This window comes from Rouxiella badensis, assembly GCF_026967515.2.
Lineage (GTDB): Bacteria > Pseudomonadota > Gammaproteobacteria > Enterobacterales > Enterobacteriaceae > Rouxiella > Rouxiella badensis.
Genome location: NZ_CP114062.1, coordinates 1316227 through 1338738, shown reverse-complemented (window position 1 = coordinate 1338738; position 22512 = coordinate 1316227). Strand labels below are relative to the sequence as shown.

Here is a 22512-nt window from a genome sequence, read left to right as displayed (position 1 = left end):
CATTTTATTGTGATTCATTGCAAGGAAAATAAAACTTTTTACGGTGTCGTGCTGCGCAATTTTCGCATACTCTCATGATAATTTTTCATACTTGTTTCAGGGAGAGCTTTGATATAACTCGTTCAGGCAGATAACAAAACCCACGATGCCATCACTTCAGACCGGGAGATAATATAATAATGTTTAATGATGACGATAAACACCTGTCCCAATTAATCCACAACGCCAGATTAAGCCGTCGCGACTTTATAACCCGTTCCGCCGCCGTTGGGTTGACCACCGCTTACGGACTTTCCCCGCTCAACGCCTTTGCCGCAGAACCTAAAAAAGGGGGTGTATTAAAATTGGGGATGTCAGGGGGTAACACCAGCGATACGCTCGACCCAACATTATATAGCGATTGGGTGCCGTTAAATCAGGCTTATATGCTGATGAACGGTCTGATTGAAATAGACGAAAACAATAAAGCCATGCCAGAACTTCTCGCCTCCTGGGAAGCTAAACCCGGTGCAGCAGAGTGGTTATTTACCCTGCGAGAAGGTGTCACTTTCCATAACGGCAAAACGCTCTCAGTCGAAGATATTATTTATTCAATCAACCTGCATCGTGGCGATAAATCACGAAGCGCCATCAAAAGTCAGCTGGCGCCGATTACTAATATTACCCAACAAAACGATAAACAAATTCTTATTACCCTTTCAGGTGGCAACGCTGATTTACCTTATTTACTGGCCGATTACCATCTGGTGGTGGTACCCGATGGCTTCACCGACTGGTCACACCCTATCGGCACCGGCGGTTATATCTTTGACCAGTACGAACCCGGCGTGCGCTCCTATTTCAAGCGCAATCCCAACTACTGGAAACCGGATCGTGCCTACGTCGACGCCGTTGAAGTCATCGTTATCAACGATCCTACCGCTCGCACCAATGCGCTGATTTCAGGTCAGGTGCACGCCATCAACCGCGTCGATTTCAAGACCGTCGATTTCCTTAAACGCAGCCCGATGCTCAACATTGTGCGCTCTTCCGGTGGGCAACACTTTACCTTCCTGATGGACAGTAGCGTTGCCCCGTTTAAAGACAACAATATCCGTATGGCGGTCAAGGAAGGCATTGACAGGCAGAAAATCCTCGACACGGTGTTGCGCGGCTATGGGCAACTGGGCAATGACCACCCTATCCCGAAAACCGATCCATTCTTTAACCACCAGCTTGAACAGCGCACCTATGACCCCGACAAATCCAAGTTTTATCTCAAAAAAGCCGGCCTCTCGGAGCTCAAGCTGGAGCTTTCATCCTCCGACGCCGCTTTTGCCGGGGCGCTAGACGCCGCCGCACTGTACCAGCAAGAGGCTCAACAGGGTGGAATACAAATCAGCATCAAGCGCCAGCCTGCCGACAGTTATTGGGACGACGTGTGGATGAAAGCCCCGTTCTGCATGGGCTATTGGGGCGGACGTCCCACCGCCGACCAGATGTTCTCCACGACCTACCAGTCAACGGCCAAATGGAACGACACTCACTGGAAAAACGACCAGTTCGACGCCCTGCTTCTTCAGGCTCGCTCGCTGCTCGACGAGAGCAAACGCGCTGAAATTTATGGAGAGCTTCAGAGTATCGTCCGTGACGATGGTGGCGCGATGATCCCGCTGTTTGGCGACTATCTCGACGCGGCCAACAAGAAGGTCGGCGGCATTAAGCCGCATCCGATGTTCAACTTTATGGGTGGCCGTTTAGCCGAGCGCGTCTGGCTGGAGGGATGATGGTACAACGAATTTTCTATCGCGTACTGCTGGGGATAGGCACGCTGTGGCTGGTCTCGGTGCTGATATTTATTGGCACCGAGATGCTGCCGGGCGATGTCGCTACCGCCATTCTCGGCCAAAGTGCCACGCCTGACACCGTCGCGGCGCTGCGTTTGCAGCTGGGTCTGGATCAGGCGCCGGTGCTGCGGTATCTGCACTGGCTGGCCTCGGTGCTGCACGGTGACCTGGGGCACTCTCTCGCCAACGGTCGTCCGATTAGCGAAGAGCTGCTGCCGCGGCTCGGCAACACGCTGTTTCTGGCGGCCTATGCGGCGATTGTTGCCATTCCGCTGGCGGTCGGCCTCGGTATCGCCTCCGCTATCTGGCGCGGCTCGGTGTTTGACCGCCTCGCCAATACCCTGACGCTGCTGAGCATTTCGGTGCCGGAGTTCTTCGTCGGCTACGTGCTGGTCATCGTGTTCGCTATCCGGCTGACCTGGTTTCCGAGTCTGGCGATGGTAGACCCGAGCACCACGTTCTCGGCTCGACTGTACGTTTGCACCCTGCCGATGCTGACGCTCACGCTGGTGGTGCTGGCACATATGCTGCGTATGACCCGCGCATCGGTCACCGCCGTGATGTCTAGCCCGTATATCGAGAGCGCGGTGCTGAAGGGTATTCCGCGCTGGCGGATTGTGGTGCAGCATGCGCTGCCTAACGCTCTCGCGCCAATTATCAACGTCGTGGCCTTTAATCTGGCGTATCTGGTGGTGGGGGTTATCCTGGTCGAGGTCGTGTTCGTCTATCCGGGGATTGGGCAGTACATGGTCGATGCGGTTACCAAGCGCGATCTGCCGGTGGTACAGGCCTGCGGGCTGCTGTTTGGCGGTACCTACATCCTGCTCAATACCACCGCCGATCTGCTGGCCATCTGGTGTAACCCGCGCCTGCGCCACGCCAGATAACCTGATAAGGACCTGCTATTGATGAACAGAAAGATCAATCTACGGCGTTCTTTAGGCGCCATTCCCCTGTCGGCCTGGGTCGGGATCGTTATTATCGCTGTGAACCTGCTGGGCGCGATTTTTGCGCCGTGGCTCGCGCCGCACAGCGAAACCGAACAGGTGGGCGATATCTGGCTGCTGCCTTCGATTCATACGCCGTTTGGCACCGACAGTCTGGGGCGCGACATGCTGTCGCGTATTCTTTACGGCGCACGCACCACCATTGCTATCGCCCTGGCGATTACCATCAGCTCATTTATCATCGGTATCGTGACCGGCTTTGCGGCGGCGATTTACGGTAAATGGGTGGACGTGGTGTTGTCACGCATTGTCGATACCCTGATGTCGATCCCGGTGCTTATCTTTGCGCTGATGGTGCTGTCGGTCATGGGCACCTCAATCCCGGTGCTGGTGCTGACTATCGCCCTGCTCGACGCGACCCGGGTATTTCGTCTGGCCCGGCTGGTGGCGCAGGCGATTGTCTGTCAGGAGTACGTTGAGGCCGCCCGCCTGCGAGGTGAAGGTTTACGCTGGGTGCTGACCAAAGAGATTCTACCCAACGCCATCCCGCCGCTGCTGGCGGAGTTTGGGATGCGTTTCTGCTTTACCTTCCTGTTTATCGCCGGTTTGAGCTTCCTCGGGCTTGGCATTCAGCCACCTTATGCCGACTGGGGCAGCATGGTGCGCGATAACGCGCAGGCAATTAACTTTGGCCAGTATGCGCCGCTGTATCCGGCGGCGGCGATTGCTCTGCTGACTATCGGCGTCAATCTGGTGGTTGACTGGCTGCTGGCACGCAACAGACTTGCACACGGAGATCAGTCATGAAAGCGACCACGCTCGACATTCGCGGACTGTGCGTCGATACACTCGACGGCTCACCGCTGGTTAAATCCGTCTCTCTTCAGTTGGCCGCGGGCGAAGTGCTCGGGCTGATTGGCGAGTCCGGCGCGGGGAAATCCACCATTGGACTGGCGGCGTTAGGTTACGCGCGACAGGGCTGTCGCATCAGCGCCGGTGAGGTTTTGCTCAACGGCACCGATATGATGAAACTTGCGTCGGCTGAAAAACGCCTGTGGCGCGGACGACGCGTCGCCTATGTCGCGCAGAGCGCCGCCGCAGCCTTTAACCCCGCGCTAACGATTGAGCGTCAGGTCTGTGAAGGCCCTATTCGCCACGGCCTGATGAACAAACAGCAGAGCCGGGAATGGGCGATTACGCTGTTTCGCGCGCTCGACCTGCCGGACCCGGAAAATATCGGCCAACGCTATCCGCACCAGCTTTCAGGGGGACAGCTTCAGCGCGCCATGGCGGCAATGGCGATGTCGTGTCAGCCAGATCTGCTGGTCATGGACGAACCTACCACCGCGCTGGACGTCACCACTCAGATTGAAGTGCTGGTGATGCTGCGCAAGCTGGTGCGCGAGTTCAACACCGCCGCTCTGTATATCACCCACGATTTGGCGGTAGTCGCCCAGCTGGCGGACAGAATCATGGTATTGCGCCACGGTGAAGAGGTAGAAACCAACACCACGGAGGCGATTCTCACGCGTCCACGGCAGGAATACACCCAGCGGCTGGTGGCTGAACGCATTCACGGCATGACTGAAGAGGCAACGCAGGTCAACAGACAGACCGAGACGCCGCTGCTGACAATTCAACAGCTTAGTACGGGTTACAACGGTAAAAAGGTGGTAGATGAGGTCAATCTTAGCCTGCCGCGCGGTAAAACGCTGGCGATTATCGGTGAGTCCGGCAGCGGCAAGAGCACGCTGGCGCGCGCGCTGGTCGGCCTGTTGCCGGATACCGTCGGTCAGGTGAGTTTCGATGGTGTGACGTTGTCACATAAATATGCCCAGCGCAACAAAGAGACGCTGCGCCGCATGCAGATGATTTACCAGCTGCCTGATGTCGCGCTCAACCCGCGGCAAACACTGCTGGAGATTATCGGCAGACCGGTCGCCTTCTACTTCGGCCTCAACAAACGTCAGGTCAGAGCCCGCGTGGAGGAGCTGCTGCGCCTCACCGAACTGCCGGTCAAGCTTATCGACCGCTATCCAGGCGAACTTTCGGGAGGTCAAAAACAGCGGGTGTGCATTGCCCGTGCTTTAGCCGCCAACCCTGAGCTGATTATCTGCGACGAGGCAACGTCAGCGCTCGATCCCCTGGTCGCCGAGGAGGTCCTTAACCTGCTGCGCAAACTGCAATCCCAGCTGGGGCTTTCTTACCTGTTCATCACCCATGATCTGAGCACCGTCAAACGACTCGCTCATCAGGTCGCCGTGATGTATCGCGGCAAGATTGTCGCCAGTGGCGACACCCATGAGGTATTCAGCCCGCCAATGCATGAATACACCGAAAAGCTGCTAACCTCAGTGCCGGAACTGCGCACGGGTTGGCTCGATGAAGTTCTCAGTCTGCGTCAGACGGCGACTAAAAACGTCGCCTAGACCTTGGGATAAACCGCATACCGGAGCAGTATGAAACAGATAATCAGCGAATTTCCGCACAGCGTCACCCAGATAGAACACCTGTGGTTGCCGCTAAGCGACGGCACTCGTCTTGCGGTGCGGCTGTGGTTGCCGGACAGCGCCGCCGAACAGCCGGTACCGGCCATTCTTGAATACATTCCCTACCGCAAACGCGACGGAACCCGCACCCGCGACGAACCGATGCACGGCTATTTCTCGGGAAACGGCTACGCGGTGGTGCGGGTCGACATGCGGGGCAGCGGCGAATCGGACGGGCTGTTGACCGATGAGTATTTGCCGCAGGAGCAGGACGACGCGCTGGAGGTGATCGACTGGATTGCCTCCCAGGCATGGTGCAGCGGCAAGGTCGGCATGATGGGCAAATCCTGGGGAGGATTCAATGCGTTGCAGGTCGCCGCTCGCCGCCCTAAAGCGCTTAAGGCAATCATTACCGTCTGTTCGACCGACGATCGTTACAACGACGACATTCACTACAAGGGCGGCTGCCTGCTGAACGATAACCTCTGGTGGGGCGGCATCATGCTGGCCTACCAGAGCCGCCCGGCCGACCCGGCCTTAGTCGGCGACGGCTGGTACAACGAGTGGCTGCATCGCCTCGAAAACATGCCGTTCTTCCCGGCGCTGTGGATGGAGCATCCGCTGCGCGACCGTTATTGGCAGCACGGTTCGGTGTGCGAGGACGGGTCGGCGATTCAGTGCCCGGTGATGGCGGTCGGCGGCTGGGCCGATTCTTATAGCAACGCGATTTTCCGCCTTATGGACAACCTTGAGGTGCCGCGTCGTGCCATTATCGGCCCGTGGGCGCATGTCTATCCGCAGGACGGCACACCAGAACCGGCGATAGGCTTCCTGCAGGAGGCGCTGCAATGGTGGGACCATTGGTTGAAAGACCTCCCTAACGCGGCGATGGAAGGCCCGATGATTCAGGCCTGGCAACAGGACAGTCAACCGCCTTCGGCTCAGCGTCCTACCAGCAAGGGGCAATGGCTCGGTTTCGACGCCGGGAGCGCCAGCAACGTCCACGGTCAACGCCGCTGGCTGACGCGTGGCCAACTAAATCTTGAACCCAGTGCTCTGCCCGCCACGCTTTCCGTCTGCTCGCCGCAGAACCATGGGCTGATGGCCGGAGAATGGATGGGGGCTGGCGTGCTCGGTGAAACTCCGCCGGACCAGCGAGTCGACGACGGTCAGGCTGAAATCTTCGACAGCGAGCCGCTCGCCGAACCGCTGTCAATCTTCGGCTTTAGCCAATTCAGCGTCGAATTACAGAGCGATAAACCGGCAGCGATGCTCTATGTTCGCCTTTCCGACGTCGCGCCGGACGGCGCGGTCAATCGCGTTACCCACGGTTGGATGAATCTGGCACACCTGGAAGGGCAGCACAAATCGGTGCCGCTGGTGCCCGGCCAGAAGGTCAAGGTTAACGTGCAGCTCGATGGCATCGCCCACCGCTTTGCGGCAGGCCATCGGCTGCGAATTTCGCTTGCCACCACCTACTGGCCAATGGTCTGGCCAATGGCCGAGGCCGCCACCTTGACGCTTGACCTGCACAGCGCAGAGCTTACCCTGCCGGTGTGCGCCGAGCCGGTGGCAATAGACGGGCCGAATCCGCAGCCTGAAACCGCTGCTCTGACCCCGGTCACCCTGCTGTCGCCGGGCCGCGTTGACCGCACGCTGAGCTATGATTTCCTGCAGGACAGCTGGACCTCGGTCACTCACGGCGTCGGAGGCGTGTTTGGTGAAGGGGTCTATCGTTTCGACGATATCGATACCACGGTCGACCACAACCTGCGCCGCGAGCTCAGCGTGAACAATAGCGACCCGCTGTCGGCCCGCTATCTGTTAACACAAACCATGAACATCGGCCGCGAGGGCTGGTGGATTGAAGCGGAAATCACGCTGGAGATGCGCAGCGACCTGACGCACTTTATCGTCAGCGGCGATATGGTGGTCAGCCTGAACGGTGAAGAAGAGTTCACAAAGTACTGGCATGAGCGCATTGCGCGATAGGCCCAGACGCATAAAGCGTATCGGGGGAGTCTGAGGCAAAGAAAAGGCAGAGGAATGAAAGTTCCTCTGCCCTGACAATCCCCGGTAAGGGGAAAGTGTGAAGCGGTTTAAATCAGCAGACTAAACGGTACGATACTGGGCTTCCGCGTCATTGAAGCGCTGTTCGATGGAGGCCGAGGGTTTGCGTCCCATCAGGCTGAACAACACGATGGCAACAGCAGCAAAGGCAAAACCGGGAATGATTTCGTACAGGCCAAACCAGGCGAACTGTTTCCAGACCACCACGGTCACGGCACCGACAATCATGCCCGCCAGCGCACCGTTGCGAGTCATGCGCGGCCACACCAGTGAAATCAGGATAACCGGTCCGAAGGCGGCGCCAAAGCCGGCCCACGCATAGCTCACCAGACCCAGCACTTTGTTCTCAGGGTTAGAGGCCAGATAAATTGCCACGCCCGCCACCAGCAGAACCATGACGCGCCCTACCCACACCAGCTCCTTTTGGCTGGCCTTTTTACGCAGGAAGGCTTTATACAGGTCTTCGGTAATCGCGCTCGAGCTCACCAACAGCTGGCAGCTCAAGGTGCTCATCACCGCTGCCATGATGGCGGAGAGCAGCACGCCCGCTATCCATGGATTAAAGAGGATTTTCGCCAGTTCGATAAAGACGCGTTCGCTGTTGCGGTCGACATTACCTGCCACGCCTGGATTACTGGAGAAGTAGGCGATACCGAAGAAGCCGACTGCGATGGTGCCAGACAGGCAGAGGATCATCCAGGTCATGCTGATACGGCGCGCATTCTTAATGGTGTGATGCGAGTCGGCGGCCATGAAACGCGCCAGAATGTGCGGCTGACCGAAGTAACCGAGTCCCCAGCCTAGCAGCGAGAGGATAGCCACCAGGTTCAAACCTTTGAACATGTTTGTGTATTCAGGGTTCTTAGTGTCGATAACCAGCATCGAGGTGTGCACACCGCCCACCGCCAGAATCACGATAATTGGCGTCAGGATCAGCGCGAAAATGACCAGCGAGGCCTGCACGGTGTCGGTCCAGCTGATCGCCAGGAAGCCGCCAATAAAGGTGTAGAGGATGGTTGCCGCCGCGCCGGCAAACAGCGCGGTGCTATAGCTCATGCCGAAGGTGCTTTCAAACAGGCGAGCACCGGCCACCACGCCAGAAGCACAGTAGACGGTGAAGAACATCAAAATGATCAGCGCCGAGATGATGCGCAGCAGTTTGCTCTTGTCTTCAAAGCGATGAGTGAAATAATCCGGTAACGTCAACGCGTTATTATTGGCCTCGGTGTGCACCCTCAGGCGGCCAGCGACCAGCTTCCAGTTGAGATAGGCACCGATAGTTAAACCGATAGCAATCCAGCTTTCTGAGATTCCCGAAACAAAAATCGCGCCGGGCAATCCCATGAGCAACCAGCCACTCATGTCCGATGCGCCTGCCGACAGTGCGGTGACGAAACTACCGAGGCTGCGGCCCCCGAGGATGTAGTCGTCAAAGTTCTTGGTGCGCAGATACGCAAACAACCCTATTAGAATCATGCCCGAAATATAGACACAAAATGTCACCACCATGGGTGTGTTCATCGTCATGCAAGTTCTCCATGTATTTATATTTAATTATCTATGCCGCCCTAAAAACGTCAGGTTACCCTCCCGCGTTTTCGATGGATTGCCGCGTAATGTACTGCGTCATCGTCCTGTTTTGCGTTCATACGCCTGTTTCGGCCTGAGGATACTAGTGGAGCATCGGTTACAGGCCAAGACTTTTAACGCCTTCAATACATCTTGCCAACCCGAAAATCACAAAGTTGTGACGCCGGGTTGCATCTTTTTTTCCTACCCACTCTTACAAAGTTGCACCCAGTGCAACCCTCAAATTGATTAAGCAACAATCATGCCGTTATTATTTTGTTAATTAGATCACTAATTTTAAAGTCGGCACATTTCCTGCATTTAACTTGGTTGCACAAAGTTGCAACATGGCAGATAGTAGCGAAATTATTATAGGTTTTACTGACAAATGGAGTTCCCGGTAATGGCAACAACGACTATGGGCGTGAAGCTTGATGAAGCCACACGTGACAGAATTAAGACCGCAGCGCAGGGCATCGATCGCACCCCGCACTGGCTTATCAAACAGGCTATCTACTCCTATCTGGAGCAGCTCGAGACGGGCGCTAGCCTTGCCGAGATAGCGGGTGCACACGGGGCTGACAACGACGATACCGCCGTGCCCGTTGCCGTTGAACACCAGCCGTTCCTCGACTTCGCGGAGCAGATCCATCCACAGTCAGTGAGTCGTGCCGCCATCACCGCAGCATACCGTCGCCCGGAGCCAGAATCGGTCGCCATGTTGCTCGAACAGGCTCGCCTGAATGCGCCTATGGATGCCGCTGCCCACAAGCTGGCCTACGACCTCGCCAATGCACTGCGGCACCAAAAAAGTGCAAACGGACGCGCCGGAATGGTGCAAAGCCTGTTGCAGGAGTTCTCGCTTTCTTCATTAGAGGGCGTAGCGCTAATGTGCCTCGCCGAAGCGCTGCTGCGTATTCCCGACAAACCAACCCGTGACGCGTTAATCCGCGATAAAATCAGCAACGGCAACTGGCAGTCGCACCTTGGCCGTAGCCCTTCACTGTTTGTGAATGCCGCTACCTGGGGCCTGCTGTTTACCGGCCGTCTGGTCGCTACCCACAATGAAGCCAAACTCTCCTCCTCTCTGAACCGCATTATCGGCAAGAGCGGCGAACCTTTGATTCGCAAAGGCGTGGACATGGCGATGCGCCTGATGGGCGAGCAGTTTGTGACCGGTGAGACCATTGCACAGGCGCTGGCCAATGCCCGCAAACATGAAGATAAAGGCTTCCGCTACTCCTACGACATGCTGGGTGAAGCCGCGCTGACCGAAAAGGACGCGCAGGCTTATCTGGTGTCCTATGAGCAGGCTATTCACGCCATCGGTAAAGCCTCGAACGGTCGCGGTATTTATGAAGGTCCAGGGATCTCCATCAAACTTTCTGCGTTGCATCCGCGCTACAGCCGCGCGCAGTACGAGCGCGTAATGGAAGAGCTTTACCCGCGCCTTCTGGCCCTGACTTTGCAGGCACGTAAATACGACATCGGCATCAATATCGATGCCGAAGAAGCCGATCGTCTGGAAATCTCCCTCGATTTGCTGGAAAAACTGTGCTTCGAGCCTGAACTGGCCGGCTGGAACGGCATCGGGTTCGTTATTCAGGCCTATCAGAAACGCTGCCCGATGGTCATCGACTATCTCACCGAACTGGCGCAGCGCAGCCGTCGCCGCCTGATGATCCGTCTGGTGAAGGGCGCATACTGGGACAGCGAAATCAAACGCGCTCAGGTTGACGGTCTGGAAGACTATCCGGTCTACACCCGTAAGGTGTACACCGACGTGTCTTATCTGGCCTGCGCACGCAAACTGCTGTCTGTGCCAAACCTTATTTATCCGCAGTTCGCCACCCACAACGCCCACACGCTGGCGGCGATTTATCAGCTGGCGGGCAACAACTATTATCCGGGGCAGTATGAGTTCCAGTGCCTGCACGGCATGGGCGAACCGCTGTACGAACAGGTGGTGGGTAAAGTGGCCGACGGCAAACTGAACCGCCCTTGCCGCATCTATGCCCCGGTCGGTACCCATGAAACGCTGCTGGCATACCTGGTGCGTCGCCTGCTGGAAAACGGTGCCAATACCTCCTTCGTTAACCGCATCGCCGACGCCACGCTGCCGCTCGACGAGCTGGTGGCTGACCCGGTCAAGGCCGTGGAACAGCTGGCCGCCGAAGAGGGTCAGGTTGGCCTGCCGCATCCGCGTATCGCGCTACCGCGCAATCTGTATGGCGCAAAACGCGCTAACTCTGCGGGTCTGGATATGTCAAACGAACACCGTCTGGCGTCCCTTTCCAGCGCCTTGTTGGCAAGCGCCGCGCATCCGCTGCGCGCGGAGCCTATGCTGGGCGAAAAACTGGCTGAAGACCGTCTGACCGACGTGACCTTCGACAACGTGGTCAACCCGGCCGAGCCGAGCGACGTAGTAGGTCAGGTACGCGAAACCACCGAGGCAGAAATTAGCCTGGCGCTCGACTGCGCGACTCACGCAGGCGCTATCTGGTTCGCGACGCCGCCTGAAGAACGTGCGGCTATCCTGCAACGCGCCGCCGAACTGATGGAATCGCAGATGCAGAACCTGCTGGGTGTGCTGGTGCGTGAGGCGGGCAAAACCTTTAACAACGCCATCGCCGAGGTGCGTGAAGCGGTCGACTTCCTGCACTATTACGCCGGTCAGATTGAACAAGCGTTCAGCAACGACAGCCACCGTCCGCTTGGCCCGGTGGTCTGTATCAGTCCGTGGAACTTCCCGCTGGCTATCTTTACCGGACAAATCGCCGCTGCGCTTGCCGCCGGTAACAGCGTACTGGCCAAACCGGCCGAACAAACGCCGCTGGTTGCCGCCGAAGCGGTGCGCATCCTGCTTGAGGCCGGTGTCCCTGCGGGCGTGTTGCAGCTGTTGCCGGGCCGGGGTGAAACCGTGGGTGCCGCCCTGGTTAACGACGAACGCGTGCACGGCGTCCTGTTTACCGGTTCAACCGACGTTGCGGGTATTCTGCAACGCAATATCGCCGGTCGTCTTGACTCGCAGGGGCGTCCTACGCCGCTGATTGCCGAAACCGGCGGTCTGAATGCGATGATAGTCGACTCCTCTGCTCTGACCGAACAGGTGGTGACCGACGTGGTCGCCTCAGCATTCGACAGTGCCGGTCAGCGCTGTTCCGCCCTGCGCGTGCTGTGTATTCAGGAAGACGTTGCCGACCACACGCTTCAAATGCTGCGCGGCGCGATGGCCGAATGCCGCATGGGCAATCCGGAACGTCTCTCTACCGATATCGGTCCGGTTATCGACGCCGAAGCGAAAGCCAATATCGAGAATCATATCGAAGCGCTGCGCGCCAAAGGCCGCAAGGTGTATCAGGCCGCGCAGAACAATACCGACGACAGCAAGGAGTGGTCACGCGGTACCTTTATTAAGCCGACGCTGATTGAGCTGGACAGCTTCGATGAGATGAAGAAAGAGATCTTCGGACCGGTGCTGCACGTGGTGCGCTATTCACGTCAGAACCTCGACGCATTAATCGATCAGATTAACGAAGCAGGCTACGGCCTGACGCTGGGTATCCACACCCGCATCGACGAGACTATTCAGCGCGTGACGATGCGTGCCAAGGTTGGCAACCTGTACGTCAACCGTAATATGGTCGGCGCGGTCGTGGGCGTACAGCCGTTCGGCGGCGAAGGCCTGTCAGGGACCGGGCCGAAAGCCGGGGGTCCGCTGTATCTTTATCGCCTGCTGGCAAGCCGTCCTGACGAGGCGGTCAACGCCCTGCTCAACGGCAACGACAATCCGATGCCACTCGACGCCACCGTGCGCGAGTCTCTGCTGGTCCCGCACCAGGCATTAACCGAGTGGGCGGCCAAAGACGAGCCAGGTATCGCGACCGTCTGTGGCGAGTTCGCCGAGTGGAGTCAGGGCGGTACACTGCGTACACTTCCTGGCCCGACCGGTGAGCGTAATACCTACGCCCTGCTGCCACGAGAGCGCGTACTGGCGCTGGCCGACAACGCGCACGACGCGTTGATTCAGCTGGCCGCGGCAACGGCAACCGGCTGCCGCATATTGTGGCCTGAAGCGACCGTACAGCGCGAGCTGTTCAAGCGTCTGCCTAAAGCGGTTCAGGAGCGCATCGACTTTGCCGCCGACTGGCAGAGCAGTAATCTGGCGTTCGACGCGGTGATTTACCACGGTGACGCGGATCAGCTGCGTGACCTGTGTCAGACGCTGGCGAAACGTTCAGGCCCTATCGTGTCGGTGCAGGGTTTTGCGCGCGGCGAGACCAATCTGCTGCTTGAGCGTCTGCTGATTGAACGCTCGCTCTCCGTCAACACCGCGGCGGCAGGCGGTAACGCCAGCCTGATGACTATCGGTTAATTAATACGGTAACAGGCAACGCCTACTCTTTAGGCAATATCGACGGCTACGGGTTCTATCTTTTGTGATAGAGCCCGTTTTTTTTATAGTGAATTAGTTAAAAGTTTAATCCACACTGTTTCTGTGACAAAGGCAGGTTTAAGCAGCGTTTATGCGTGCGTTATTACCGAGGCAAAAGGCTATCAAATCCATAGAGTAATTCAGGTATGACTTATCAATGCCCGCGTATAGGGTAGAGGTGAGAATTAATTAAAAGGAGTATACCTATGAGCAATCCTATTGATGATGCAGATAATACTGCAAAACCTATTGTTGAAGCAGACCGAGAAGCTGGAGCAGATGTTGGTAAATGTCCTTTTCATCACGCGATTAAAAACGAAACTGCAGGCGGCGGGACTCATAATCGAGACTGGTGGCCTAATCAGTTAAGAGTTGACCTGCTGAATCAGCATTCCAACCGTTCAAACCCTCTGGGCGAAGATTTCAACTATCGCCACGAATTCTCCAAACTAGACTACTCCGCGCTTAAGTCTGACCTGCGCGCCCTGCTCACCGAGTCGCAGCCGTGGTGGCCTGCCGACTGGGGAACCTACATCGGGTTGTTTATTCGTATGGCCTGGCACAGCGCGGGCACCTATCGTTCCGTGGATGGACGCGGCGGTTCCGGTCGCGGCCAGCAGCGTTTTGCGCCACTAAACTCTTGGCCTGATAACGTGAGCCTCGACAAGGCACGTCGCCTACTGTGGCCGGTTAAACAAAAATACGGTCAGAAAATTTCTTGGGCTGACCTGTATATTCTTGCCGGTAACGTAGCCCTCGAAAACTCCGGTTTCCGCACCTTTGGCTTTGGTGCCGGACGCGAAGACGTCTGGGAGCCGGATCTTGACGTTAACTGGGGTGATGAAAAAACCTGGCTGGAACATCGTCATCCTGAAGCACTGGCCAAGTCTCCGCTCGGCGCAACCGAAATGGGGCTTATCTACGTCAACCCGGAAGGCCCAAATCACAGCGGTGACCCTGCCTCTGCGGCCCCGGCCATCCGTGCCACTTTCGGCAATATGGGCATGAACGATGAAGAGATTGTCGCACTGATTGCCGGGGGACATACGCTGGGCAAAACCCACGGTGCCGGTCCTGCAGACCACGTTGGCGTTGATCCAGAAACCGCGCCGCTGGAAACCCAGGGTCTGGGTTGGGTCAGCAGTTATGGAAACGGCGCGGGCGCGGATGCCATAACCTCGGGTCTGGAAGTTATCTGGTCGCAGACGCCGACGCAGTGGAGCCACTATTTCTTCGAAAACCTGTTCAAATATGAGTGGGTGCAAACCCGTAGCCCGGCAGGCGCCATTCAGTTTGAAGCCTCCGATGCTGGCGACATTATTCCCGATCCGTTTGATAGCTCGAAAAAACGCAAACCGACCATGCTGGTTACCGACCTGACGCTGCGCCACGACCCTGAATTTGAGAAAATATCGCGTCGTTTCCTCAATGACCCGCAGGCGTTTAATGAAGCTTTTGCCCGCGCCTGGTACAAACTGACCCACCGAGACATGGGGCCGAAAGCGCGTTATATCGGACCCGAAGTACCAAAAGAAGACCTGATTTGGCAAGACCCACTGCCGCAGCCGGTTTGTAACCCGACGACGGCCGACGTTGCCTACCTCAAAGAGAAGATTGCTGCTGCTGGCCTGAGCGTGAGTGAGCTGATTTCGGTGGCCTGGGCTTCGGCCTCAACCTTCCGCGGTGGCGACAAACGCGGTGGCGCTAACGGCGCACGCCTCGCGCTGTTGCCGCAAAGAGATTGGGAAGTTAACGCCATTGCCGCTCGCGTGCTGCCAACGCTGGAAACTATTCAGCAGGAGTACAACAAGGCTTCCTTAGCCGATGTGATCGTGCTGGCAGGCGTGGTGGGCGTAGAGCAGGCGGCAAAAGCGGCTAACGTCAGCATTGACGTGCCCTTCACGCCGGGCCGTGTCGATGCCAGTCAGAGTCAGACTGACATTGAGTCGTTTGAATGGCTACAGCCGAAGGCCGACGGTTTCCGCAATTATCGCGGCGTTGAAAGCTCCACCCCAACGGAAAGCTTGCTTATCGACAAGGCTCAGCAACTGACGCTGACTGCGCCAGAGTTAACCGTACTGATCGGGGGTTTAAGAGCCTTGGGTGCCAATTTTGACGGCAGCCATCACGGCATCTTTACCGATAAAGTCGGTGAACTTAACGCCGACTTCTTCGTGAATTTGCTGGATATGCGCTATGAGTGGAAGCCTGTCGATGCTACGGGAGAAATCTTCGAAGGGCGAGACCGTGCAAGTGGTGAAACACGATTTACCGCCACCCGCGCCGATTTGGTGTTTGGCTCGAACGCCATACTGCGTGCCAACGCCGAGGTTTACGCCAGCGTCGATGCCAAAGAGAAGTTTGTTAAAGACTTCGTTGCCGCCTGGACCAAAGTGATGAATCTGGACCGCTTCGATCTTTAACGCAGTCTGAAGTGATATAGCCGGCACAGACGGTCAGAATTGACTGAATGTGCCGGTTTTTTTTGCCGCACGACGGGCCGCTTAGCTAAACAATACTCTAATTTTGCAGGAATTTTTCCAGGAACTGTTTTGTCCGTTCGTGCTTCGGCGCAGAGAACAATTCTTTTGCTGGACCCTGCTCGACAATCTTGCCTTGATCCATAAAGATGGCGCGATCTGCCACGTCGCGAGCAAAGCTCATCTCGTGGGTGACGATAACCATGGTTCGATGCTCCTGAGCCAACGCCTTAATGGTGTTAAGCACCTCGCCCACCAGCTCAGGGTCAAGCGCCGACGTCGGTTCATCAAACAGGATAACCTCTGGATTCATCGCCAACGCACGGGCAATCGCCACGCGCTGCTGCTGTCCGCCAGAGAGACGACGCGGATAGGCGCTCTCTTTGCCCGACAACCCGACCTTGGCCAACAGCTTGCGTGCCTCAGCCTCGGCCTGGGCACGCGGCTCGCCCTTCACAATCACCGGACCTTCGATAATGTTCTCGAGCACCGAGCGGTGCGGGAACAGGTTAAAGTTCTGGAACACAAACCCCACCTGCTGACGAAGCTTACGCACCTTTTCTTTCTGTTTACTGATAGGCACGCTGGCGTCAATTTCAATATTACCCACGGTAATCGTGCCGGAGTCCGGTATTTCCAGCAGGTTAATGCTGCGCAGAAGCGTGGTTTTCCCCGAGCCGCTCGGCCCAATAATCGCCACGACCTCCCCGGCGTTCACCTGCAGGTCAATACCGTGTAGCACCGTCTGACCATGGAACTTTTTAACCAGCTTGTTCACGTCAATGGTACTCATGATGGCTCCTGATCCTGACGGTTAACGCGGTCTTCCAAACGGTTTTGCAGGAAGGACAGCACGGTAGCAAGCACCCAGTAAATCACCGAGGCGGCAAGATACATGGTGAACACTTCCAGCGTGCGCGAGGTCACCAGCTGCGCCTGACGAAACAGCTCCGGCACCTGAATGGTCGCCGCCAGCGAGGTGTCTTTCACCAGGCCAATAAAGCTGTTGCCAAGCGGCGGCAGCGCAGTGCGGGCAGCCTGAGGCAGAACCACGCGACGCAGCGTCTGCCAAGAATTCATGCCGATACTGGCCGCCGCTTCCCACTGTCCTTTATCGATAGAGGAGATGGCCGCACGCAGCGTCTCGGAGGTGTAGGCCGCCGTATTAAGCGACAGACCAATCATTGCCGAAGGAATCGGGTCAAGTTCGATGCCAAACTGCGGTAAACCGTAGTAAATCATAAACAGCTGGGCAATCAGCGGCGTCCCGCGGAAAATCGACACGTAGGCGCGCGACAGCCATGACAACGGCCAGAAATGCGAAAGGCGCATCAGCGCCAGCAGGAACCCCAGTAATAAACCAAAGACCATCCCCCCGAGACTCAACTCGAGGGTGAAGACGGTCCCTTTTAATAAAAATGGTGCTGAATCCAGCACCAGTTGTAGACTCTCATGCATCAGGTTTAAACCTTACTTGGTGACGTCGGCACCGAACCACTTATCGGAAATTTTCGCCAGTGAGCCGTCTTTCTGCATATCGGCAATCGCCTTGTTAATAGCCGCGACCAGTTCAGGGTTATTTTTGCGGATAGCCACGCCAGACTCCTGACGAGAGAAAGGTTTGCCCGCAACGGCCAGCGTATCACCGGTTTTCTTGACCAAGTCCAGTGCCGCTAAACGGTCCACCAGAATAGCGTCAAGACGGCCTACGCGCAGATCCTGATATTTAGTTGGGTCATCATCATAGGTACGGATATCGACGCCCGGCTCATTGGCGCGCAGCCACTGCTCGTAGTTACTGCCCAGGCCCACACCGACTTTCTTGCCTTTCAGGTCATCCGGCGTCGAGAATTTGGACTCGTTACCCTTTTTGGTCAGCACCTGAATACCAGAAACGGTATAAGGTGTCGAAAAGTCGTATTTTTTCTCACGCTCTGGAGAGATAGTTACCTGATTGATAACCACATCGATACGTTTAGAGTCCAGCGCCGCCAGCATACCGTCCCATTTGGTCGGCGACAGCTTGGCTTTCACGCCCATGTGCTGCGCCAGAGAATCGGCGAAATCGACCTCAAAACCGGTCAACTTGCCGTCATCGCCCTGGAAACTGAACGGGGGATAGGTGCCCTCAAGGCCAACAATTAGCGTACCGCGCTGCTTGATAGTGTTAAGCAAGTTTTCAGAAGCTGCGAAAGAATGGCTAACCACGCCTGCTGACAGAGTTACCGCCATCGCACCCAGAAGCAAACGACGACGTAATGTTGAAAAAGCCATACTCACCTCAATGTTTGTTTTTAGTTTTTATGCCCCGCGAGAGCATATTTTCACTGGAATATAATCTTAAAAGCTTATCACTTAAAAGCATAAAATTAGCTTATTACATCAATAGGTAATCCGCCATTTTGGTAAAAAAATTTTAAAAGCGACAAAATGAGGTGATTAAAGCGACAGAACGGGGGTTTTATAGACAGTGAGGCTATTCACGCTCCAGCCTGCTGATATGCAGACTCAGCCAGGTCAGCTCATCTTTGGGGAGATTTAGCTGATATTTTTCGAGCACATAATCCCGGATAGCCCAGGACACCGCCATCGCGGTCGGATGATGGCGCAGCAGCTCCTGGTAAAAGTCTTCCGTCTCTCCGCCGGTGATTTTGCCGTTAAGGATCCGCTCGGCGAAATAACGCAGATGTGTGATAAACCGCGCATAATTGATGGATTCAATGTCGATATTTTTATTGAGCTTGTAGCGCACAATTTCGGCAATGCGATTGACCAGCTCAACCTGCTGATGCGCAGTGGCATTATCAGACTTGCTGCTGCCGTTAATAAGATGAAAGGCGATATTCACCGCCTCATCGGCGGGAAGCGCAACCTTGAATCGGTCCTCAACCAGGGTCTTGGCCTGTAACCCTATCTCGTACTCTTTCTGATAGTAGCGTTTAATCTCCCAACTTAGCTTATTAATCAACGGGTTATCTTGCTGGCTTCGCTCAACCGCAAAATAAAGATGCTCGGTCAGCGTAAAAAATAGCACTGAGTTAAGCTTCTCGGCATAACGGTGCTGGGCAAGCTGAATAATGTCATGGGTGAGATCAAAAAAGGCCGCAGGGATACTGCTGGTCAGCGATAAAAAATGTCGAGATTTCAAATCCTGTAACGGTATAAACACCTTCTCGACGTGCGCAATATCAATCAAGGTACCCGGTTTGGCGTTGAATCCCAGTCCTTTGCCAAACAGCACCATTTCCTGCTGCTCTTGTTCTACCAGCAGCATACTGTTATTGAGCGATTTTTTTACTGTAATCACGTGTTTTCCCTGCGGCAACCTTAGCCTTTAGTCCATCTGCGCGCCGTTGCTGGCGATGACTTTCTGATACCAGTAAAACGAGTCTTTCTTAAGACGTGCCAGCGATCCTTTGCCCTCATCGTCCTGATCGACATAGATAAAACCATAGCGCTTAGACATTTGCGAGGTTCCGGCGCTAATAATGTCGATAGCCCCCCAGGTGGTGAAGCCCATCACCTCCACGCCTTCGTCAATTGCCGCCTTGACCTGCTCGAAGTGCGCGCGGAAATAGTCGATGCGATAGCTATCCTGTACCTTTCCCTCAACCACTTCGTCTTTGGCGCCGAGGCCATTCTCAACGATAAACAGCGGTTTCTGGTAACGGTCGTAGAGTTCGAGCAGCGATATTTTTAACCCCAGCGGATCGATCTGCCAGCCCCATTCCGACGCCGCCAGATAAGGGTTTTTCACGCCGAGTATCGTATTGCCTGGGATACGTTCGGCCTCAGGATCGGTGGATTCGGTCATCGACATGTAATAGCTGAATGACACGAAGTCGACGGTGTAGGACTTAAGAATATCCAGGTCGCCCGGCTGTATCTCAAGATGAATATTGCGACGCGCCAAATCACGCTTGATCAACGGCGGATACTCTCCGAATACCTGCACGTCGGCGTAGAACAGATTTTCGAGGTTCTTTTTCAGCGTCGCTTCGACGTCTTCCGGTTTGCAGGTGCGCGGATAAGTGGTGAGTTTGGTCAACATACAGCCCACCTGACTGCCCGGAATAATGGCGTGGCAGTCGCGGGTCACCAGCGCTGAGGCGACAAACTGGTGATGAAGCCCCTGATAAATATCCTGCTCGGCCTTACCCGCGGCGCTTTTCTCTTTGCGAATACCGGCGGTGGTAAACGGGTGTCGGTGAATGCTGTCGATTTCGTTAAAGGTCAGCCAGTAACGCACCAGACCTTTATAGCGCTCGAAGCACACCTGGCTGAAGCGCACAAAGGCATCTACCACCTTGCGATGCACCCAACCGTTGTATTTCTCGCTAAGAATCAACGGCATTTCATAGTGTGACAACGTCACTAATGGCTCAATATTCAGTCTGCGCATCTCGGTAAACAGGTCATGATAAAACGTCAGCCCTTCCTCGTTAGGCGCAGCGTCCTCACCGGTAGGGAAAATGCGCGACCAGGCAATCGATACGCGCAGCACCTTACAGCCCATTTCGGCAAACAGCGCCAGGTCTTCCTGATAGCGGTGATAAAAATCGATACCACGACGTTTCGGATAATTTGCGTCATTGCGGCCGCTGAGCGCATCGGCGATATTCTCATCGCTGAGCGCCATGTGCGCACTGTAGTCCTTGACGGATACCTTGGGTTTCCAGGCGACAGCGTCGGCCACCGAGGGGCCTTTACCGCCGATATTCCATGCCCCTTCAGCCTGATTGGCAGCGATAGCACCGCCCCATAAAAAGTCTTCAGGAAACGTTGATATGTTGCTCATTACACGGACTCCTTTAAGCTCATGACAATTTGACAGTCGTTAATGTGTTTCGCGGCAGGTAGCCGCTCCAGCGTAAAGCGTTCACTGTTGGTGATAACCATGATGACCACCGGATCAAAACCGGCTCGTTTGACGGCCTCGAGATCGAATTCCACCAGCGTATCGCCGAGCACGACCCGCTGACCGGCCTGCACTTTGGCGAAGAATCCCTGCCCGTTCAGTTTGATGGTGTCGATGCCGATATGAAAAATCAGCTCCACGCCCCCGTCGGTCAACATGCTGACCGCATGCCCGGTGTCGAAAACGTTGACGATAACCCCCTCCGCTGGCGCACTCAGTACGCCCTCCTGGGGAATAATCGCGATACCTTCCCCCATAATGCGGGCTGAAAAAACCTCGTCATTAACCTGCTCCAGCGGGATAACCTGCCCCTGGATCGGTTGAGCCAGAAAAAGCCCGCCCACGGCCTGAACAACCGCCGGCGTTTTTTCACGCCACAGCACCAGTGCGCAGATAAAGGAGACTAAAAACGACAGTGCGGTTCCGGCCAGCGCATAGACGATGTTCATGCCGCTGTCGGGTGAAACAAACATCGAGATGGTCGCCAGCCCCGGCCCCACCAGCGCGAAAGCCTGCACCCCCAGCCAGCCGATAAACGCACCGCCGACGAAACTGCCCGCCAGCACGCTGTATAACGCCTGTTTATGCAGCAGCGTCACGCCATAAATCGCCGGTTCGGTAATGCCAAACAGCGCGGAGATTCCGGCAGAGAAGGCGGTGGATTTGATGGTTTTATCTTTGCTCTTCAGCGCAATGGCGAAACACGCGCCCGATTCGGCAATGTTGTGCGCCAGGGAGGCCGGAAGATACAGCACCTCGCGGCCAAACTGACTCATCGAGGCAATGGCATAAGGCAACATCGGTTTATGCATGCCCGCGGCGACCATAAACGGCAGCGCGGTTGCCAGCAGCGCGGTCGCAATAAACCCCAGATGGCCATAAAGCCAGAGAATAACGCTGGCCAACCCTGCGCCCAGCTCATAGCCGAAGGGGCCAAGCAGCAGCAGCGTGACGGGTACAGTGACCAGCAGTGAAAGCATCGGCGAAAGGAAAATACGCACCGACGCGGGTGAATACCGATTGAAAAACTTCTCCGTTTGCGCATAAAACAGCACGCACAGAATGGCCGGAAACACCTGCGAGGCATAGGCGACATTTTTTAGCGCCAGCGAGAAAAACTCTGCTCCCTCCGCCAGGTGCTTCGCCATATTGGGCAACACCATCACCGACACGGCAGACACCGCCACCAGCACGTTAACCTTTAATTTGGTGGCCGTCGTAATCGCCACCAGAATCGGCAAGAAATAGATTGGCGCAGAGCCGATATTATCCAACACCTTCCAGGTTGAGCTACTGCGGCTCAGCCAACCGAAGGCGTCAAGAAGCAACAGCAGCGACTTTAACACCCCGCCACCGGCAATCGCGGGCACCAGAGGTTGAAAGACGCTGATGACAAAATCCACGGCGCGCGCCAGCGGTTTGGTTTTGTTTTTTTTCACCCGCTCTGAAGGCTCCGCCGCGCTAACTTGCTGCTGCACCGCCTCAAAAATCGCGATCACCTCACGGCCAATCACCACCTGACACTGCACGTTCAATCGAACGCCCAGTACGCCGGGCACTTTTTCGAGTGCGCGTTTGTCGACTTTATCGTTGTCATAGAGACTCAGACGCAGGCGCGTAGAGCAGTGCTCAACGTGTTCAATATTCTCTGCTCCGCCGACGCTTTGCACGATTTCCTGCGCAGTTTTTAAGTAGTCCATCGCCAGCTCCCCCCTAGTCGAATCCAAAAAAAAGACCTGAAGCCCCATCACCTCGCTCGAGAGGATGGGGCTTCAGGT

At 55.9% G+C, this 22512-nt stretch carries 14 protein-coding genes; 7 read left to right on the top strand and 7 right to left on the bottom strand.

The features are described 5' to 3' along the window. The first annotated feature begins 179 nt into the window (after window positions 1–179). From O1V65_RS06475 to O1V65_RS06455, 5 genes are read left to right on the top strand one after another with little or no spacing between them, the layout of a single operon-like run. The gene (locus O1V65_RS06475) at window positions 180–1766 is read left to right on the top strand and encodes an ABC transporter substrate-binding protein (RefSeq protein WP_269130332.1); all 1587 of its coding nucleotides are present in this window, start codon (window positions 180–182) and stop codon (window positions 1764–1766) included. Then, the gene (locus tag O1V65_RS06470) at window positions 1766–2713 is read left to right on the top strand and encodes an ABC transporter permease (protein ID WP_017491228.1); all 948 of its coding nucleotides are present in this window, start codon (window positions 1766–1768) and stop codon (window positions 2711–2713) included. Before O1V65_RS06475 ends, O1V65_RS06470 begins: the two co-directional genes overlap by 1 nt. 21 nt (window positions 2714–2734) lie before the next feature. Then, complete coding sequence (locus O1V65_RS06465) at window positions 2735–3580, top strand: ABC transporter permease (RefSeq protein ID WP_269130331.1); 846 nt, start codon at window positions 2735–2737, stop codon at window positions 3578–3580. Beyond that, window positions 3577–5202 carry an ABC transporter ATP-binding protein gene (locus tag O1V65_RS06460; protein ID WP_084912999.1) on the top strand — a complete coding sequence of 542 codons (1626 nt, stop codon included), beginning with the start codon at window positions 3577–3579 and terminating at the stop codon, window positions 5200–5202. The genes O1V65_RS06465 and O1V65_RS06460 overlap by 4 nt, the downstream gene beginning before the upstream one ends. Window positions 5203–5232: 30 nt before the next feature. Continuing rightward, window positions 5233–7254, top strand: a complete 2022-nt coding sequence (locus O1V65_RS06455) for a CocE/NonD family hydrolase (protein WP_269130330.1) — start codon at window positions 5233–5235, stop codon at window positions 7252–7254. 120 nt (window positions 7255–7374) lie between these two features. Here O1V65_RS06455 and putP read toward each other — a convergent pair whose 3' ends face one another. Continuing rightward, window positions 7375–8859 carry a sodium/proline symporter PutP gene (gene putP, locus O1V65_RS06450; protein WP_017491232.1) on the bottom strand — a complete coding sequence of 495 codons (1485 nt, stop codon included), beginning with the start codon at window positions 8857–8859 and terminating at the stop codon, window positions 7375–7377. A 445-nt stretch (window positions 8860–9304) separates the two neighbouring features. On the opposite strand from putP, the gene putA reads away from it, so the two are divergent. Together putA and katG are read left to right on the top strand one after the other, a co-directional pair. After that, a complete protein-coding gene (gene putA / locus O1V65_RS06445) occupies window positions 9305–13276 on the top strand; it encodes a trifunctional transcriptional regulator/proline dehydrogenase/L-glutamate gamma-semialdehyde dehydrogenase (RefSeq protein ID WP_026110446.1) in 3972 nt (1323 codons plus the stop codon). Between the two features lie 266 nt (window positions 13277–13542). Beyond that, window positions 13543–15759: a catalase/peroxidase HPI gene (gene katG, locus O1V65_RS06440; RefSeq protein WP_269130329.1), complete on the top strand. Its 2217-nt coding sequence runs from the start codon at window positions 13543–13545 to the stop codon at window positions 15757–15759. Window positions 15760–15856: 97 nt separating this feature from the next. Here katG and tcyN read toward each other — a convergent pair whose 3' ends face one another. The 6 genes from tcyN to O1V65_RS06410 all read right to left on the bottom strand — a co-directional run bounded on the left by tcyN (window position 15857) and on the right by O1V65_RS06410 (window position 22434). Continuing rightward, window positions 15857–16609 (bottom strand): L-cystine ABC transporter ATP-binding protein TcyN, encoded by a 753-nt coding sequence (gene tcyN, locus O1V65_RS06435; RefSeq protein ID WP_017491235.1) that lies wholly within the window; start codon window positions 16607–16609, stop codon window positions 15857–15859. Continuing rightward, the gene (gene tcyL / locus O1V65_RS06430; protein ID WP_026110447.1) at window positions 16606–17274 is read right to left on the bottom strand and encodes a cystine ABC transporter permease; all 669 of its coding nucleotides are present in this window, start codon (window positions 17272–17274) and stop codon (window positions 16606–16608) included. The genes tcyN and tcyL overlap by 4 nt, the downstream gene beginning before the upstream one ends. A 12-nt stretch (window positions 17275–17286) precedes the next feature. Then, window positions 17287–18090, bottom strand: coding sequence for a cystine ABC transporter substrate-binding protein (gene tcyJ / locus O1V65_RS06425; RefSeq protein WP_017491237.1), 804 nt, complete (start codon window positions 18088–18090; stop codon window positions 17287–17289). A gap of 202 nt (window positions 18091–18292) precedes the next feature. Continuing rightward, window positions 18293–19123 (bottom strand): PRD domain-containing protein, encoded by an 831-nt coding sequence (locus tag O1V65_RS06420; protein ID WP_084912997.1) that lies wholly within the window; start codon window positions 19121–19123, stop codon window positions 18293–18295. Window positions 19124–19150: 27 nt separating this feature from the next. After that, window positions 19151–20614, bottom strand: coding sequence for a glycoside hydrolase family 1 protein (locus O1V65_RS06415; RefSeq protein ID WP_017491239.1), 1464 nt, complete (start codon window positions 20612–20614; stop codon window positions 19151–19153). Then, the gene (locus tag O1V65_RS06410; protein WP_269130327.1) at window positions 20614–22434 is read right to left on the bottom strand and encodes a beta-glucoside-specific PTS transporter subunit IIABC; all 1821 of its coding nucleotides are present in this window, start codon (window positions 22432–22434) and stop codon (window positions 20614–20616) included. The genes O1V65_RS06415 and O1V65_RS06410 overlap by 1 nt, the downstream gene beginning before the upstream one ends. Between the last annotated feature and the right edge of the window lie 78 nt (window positions 22435–22512).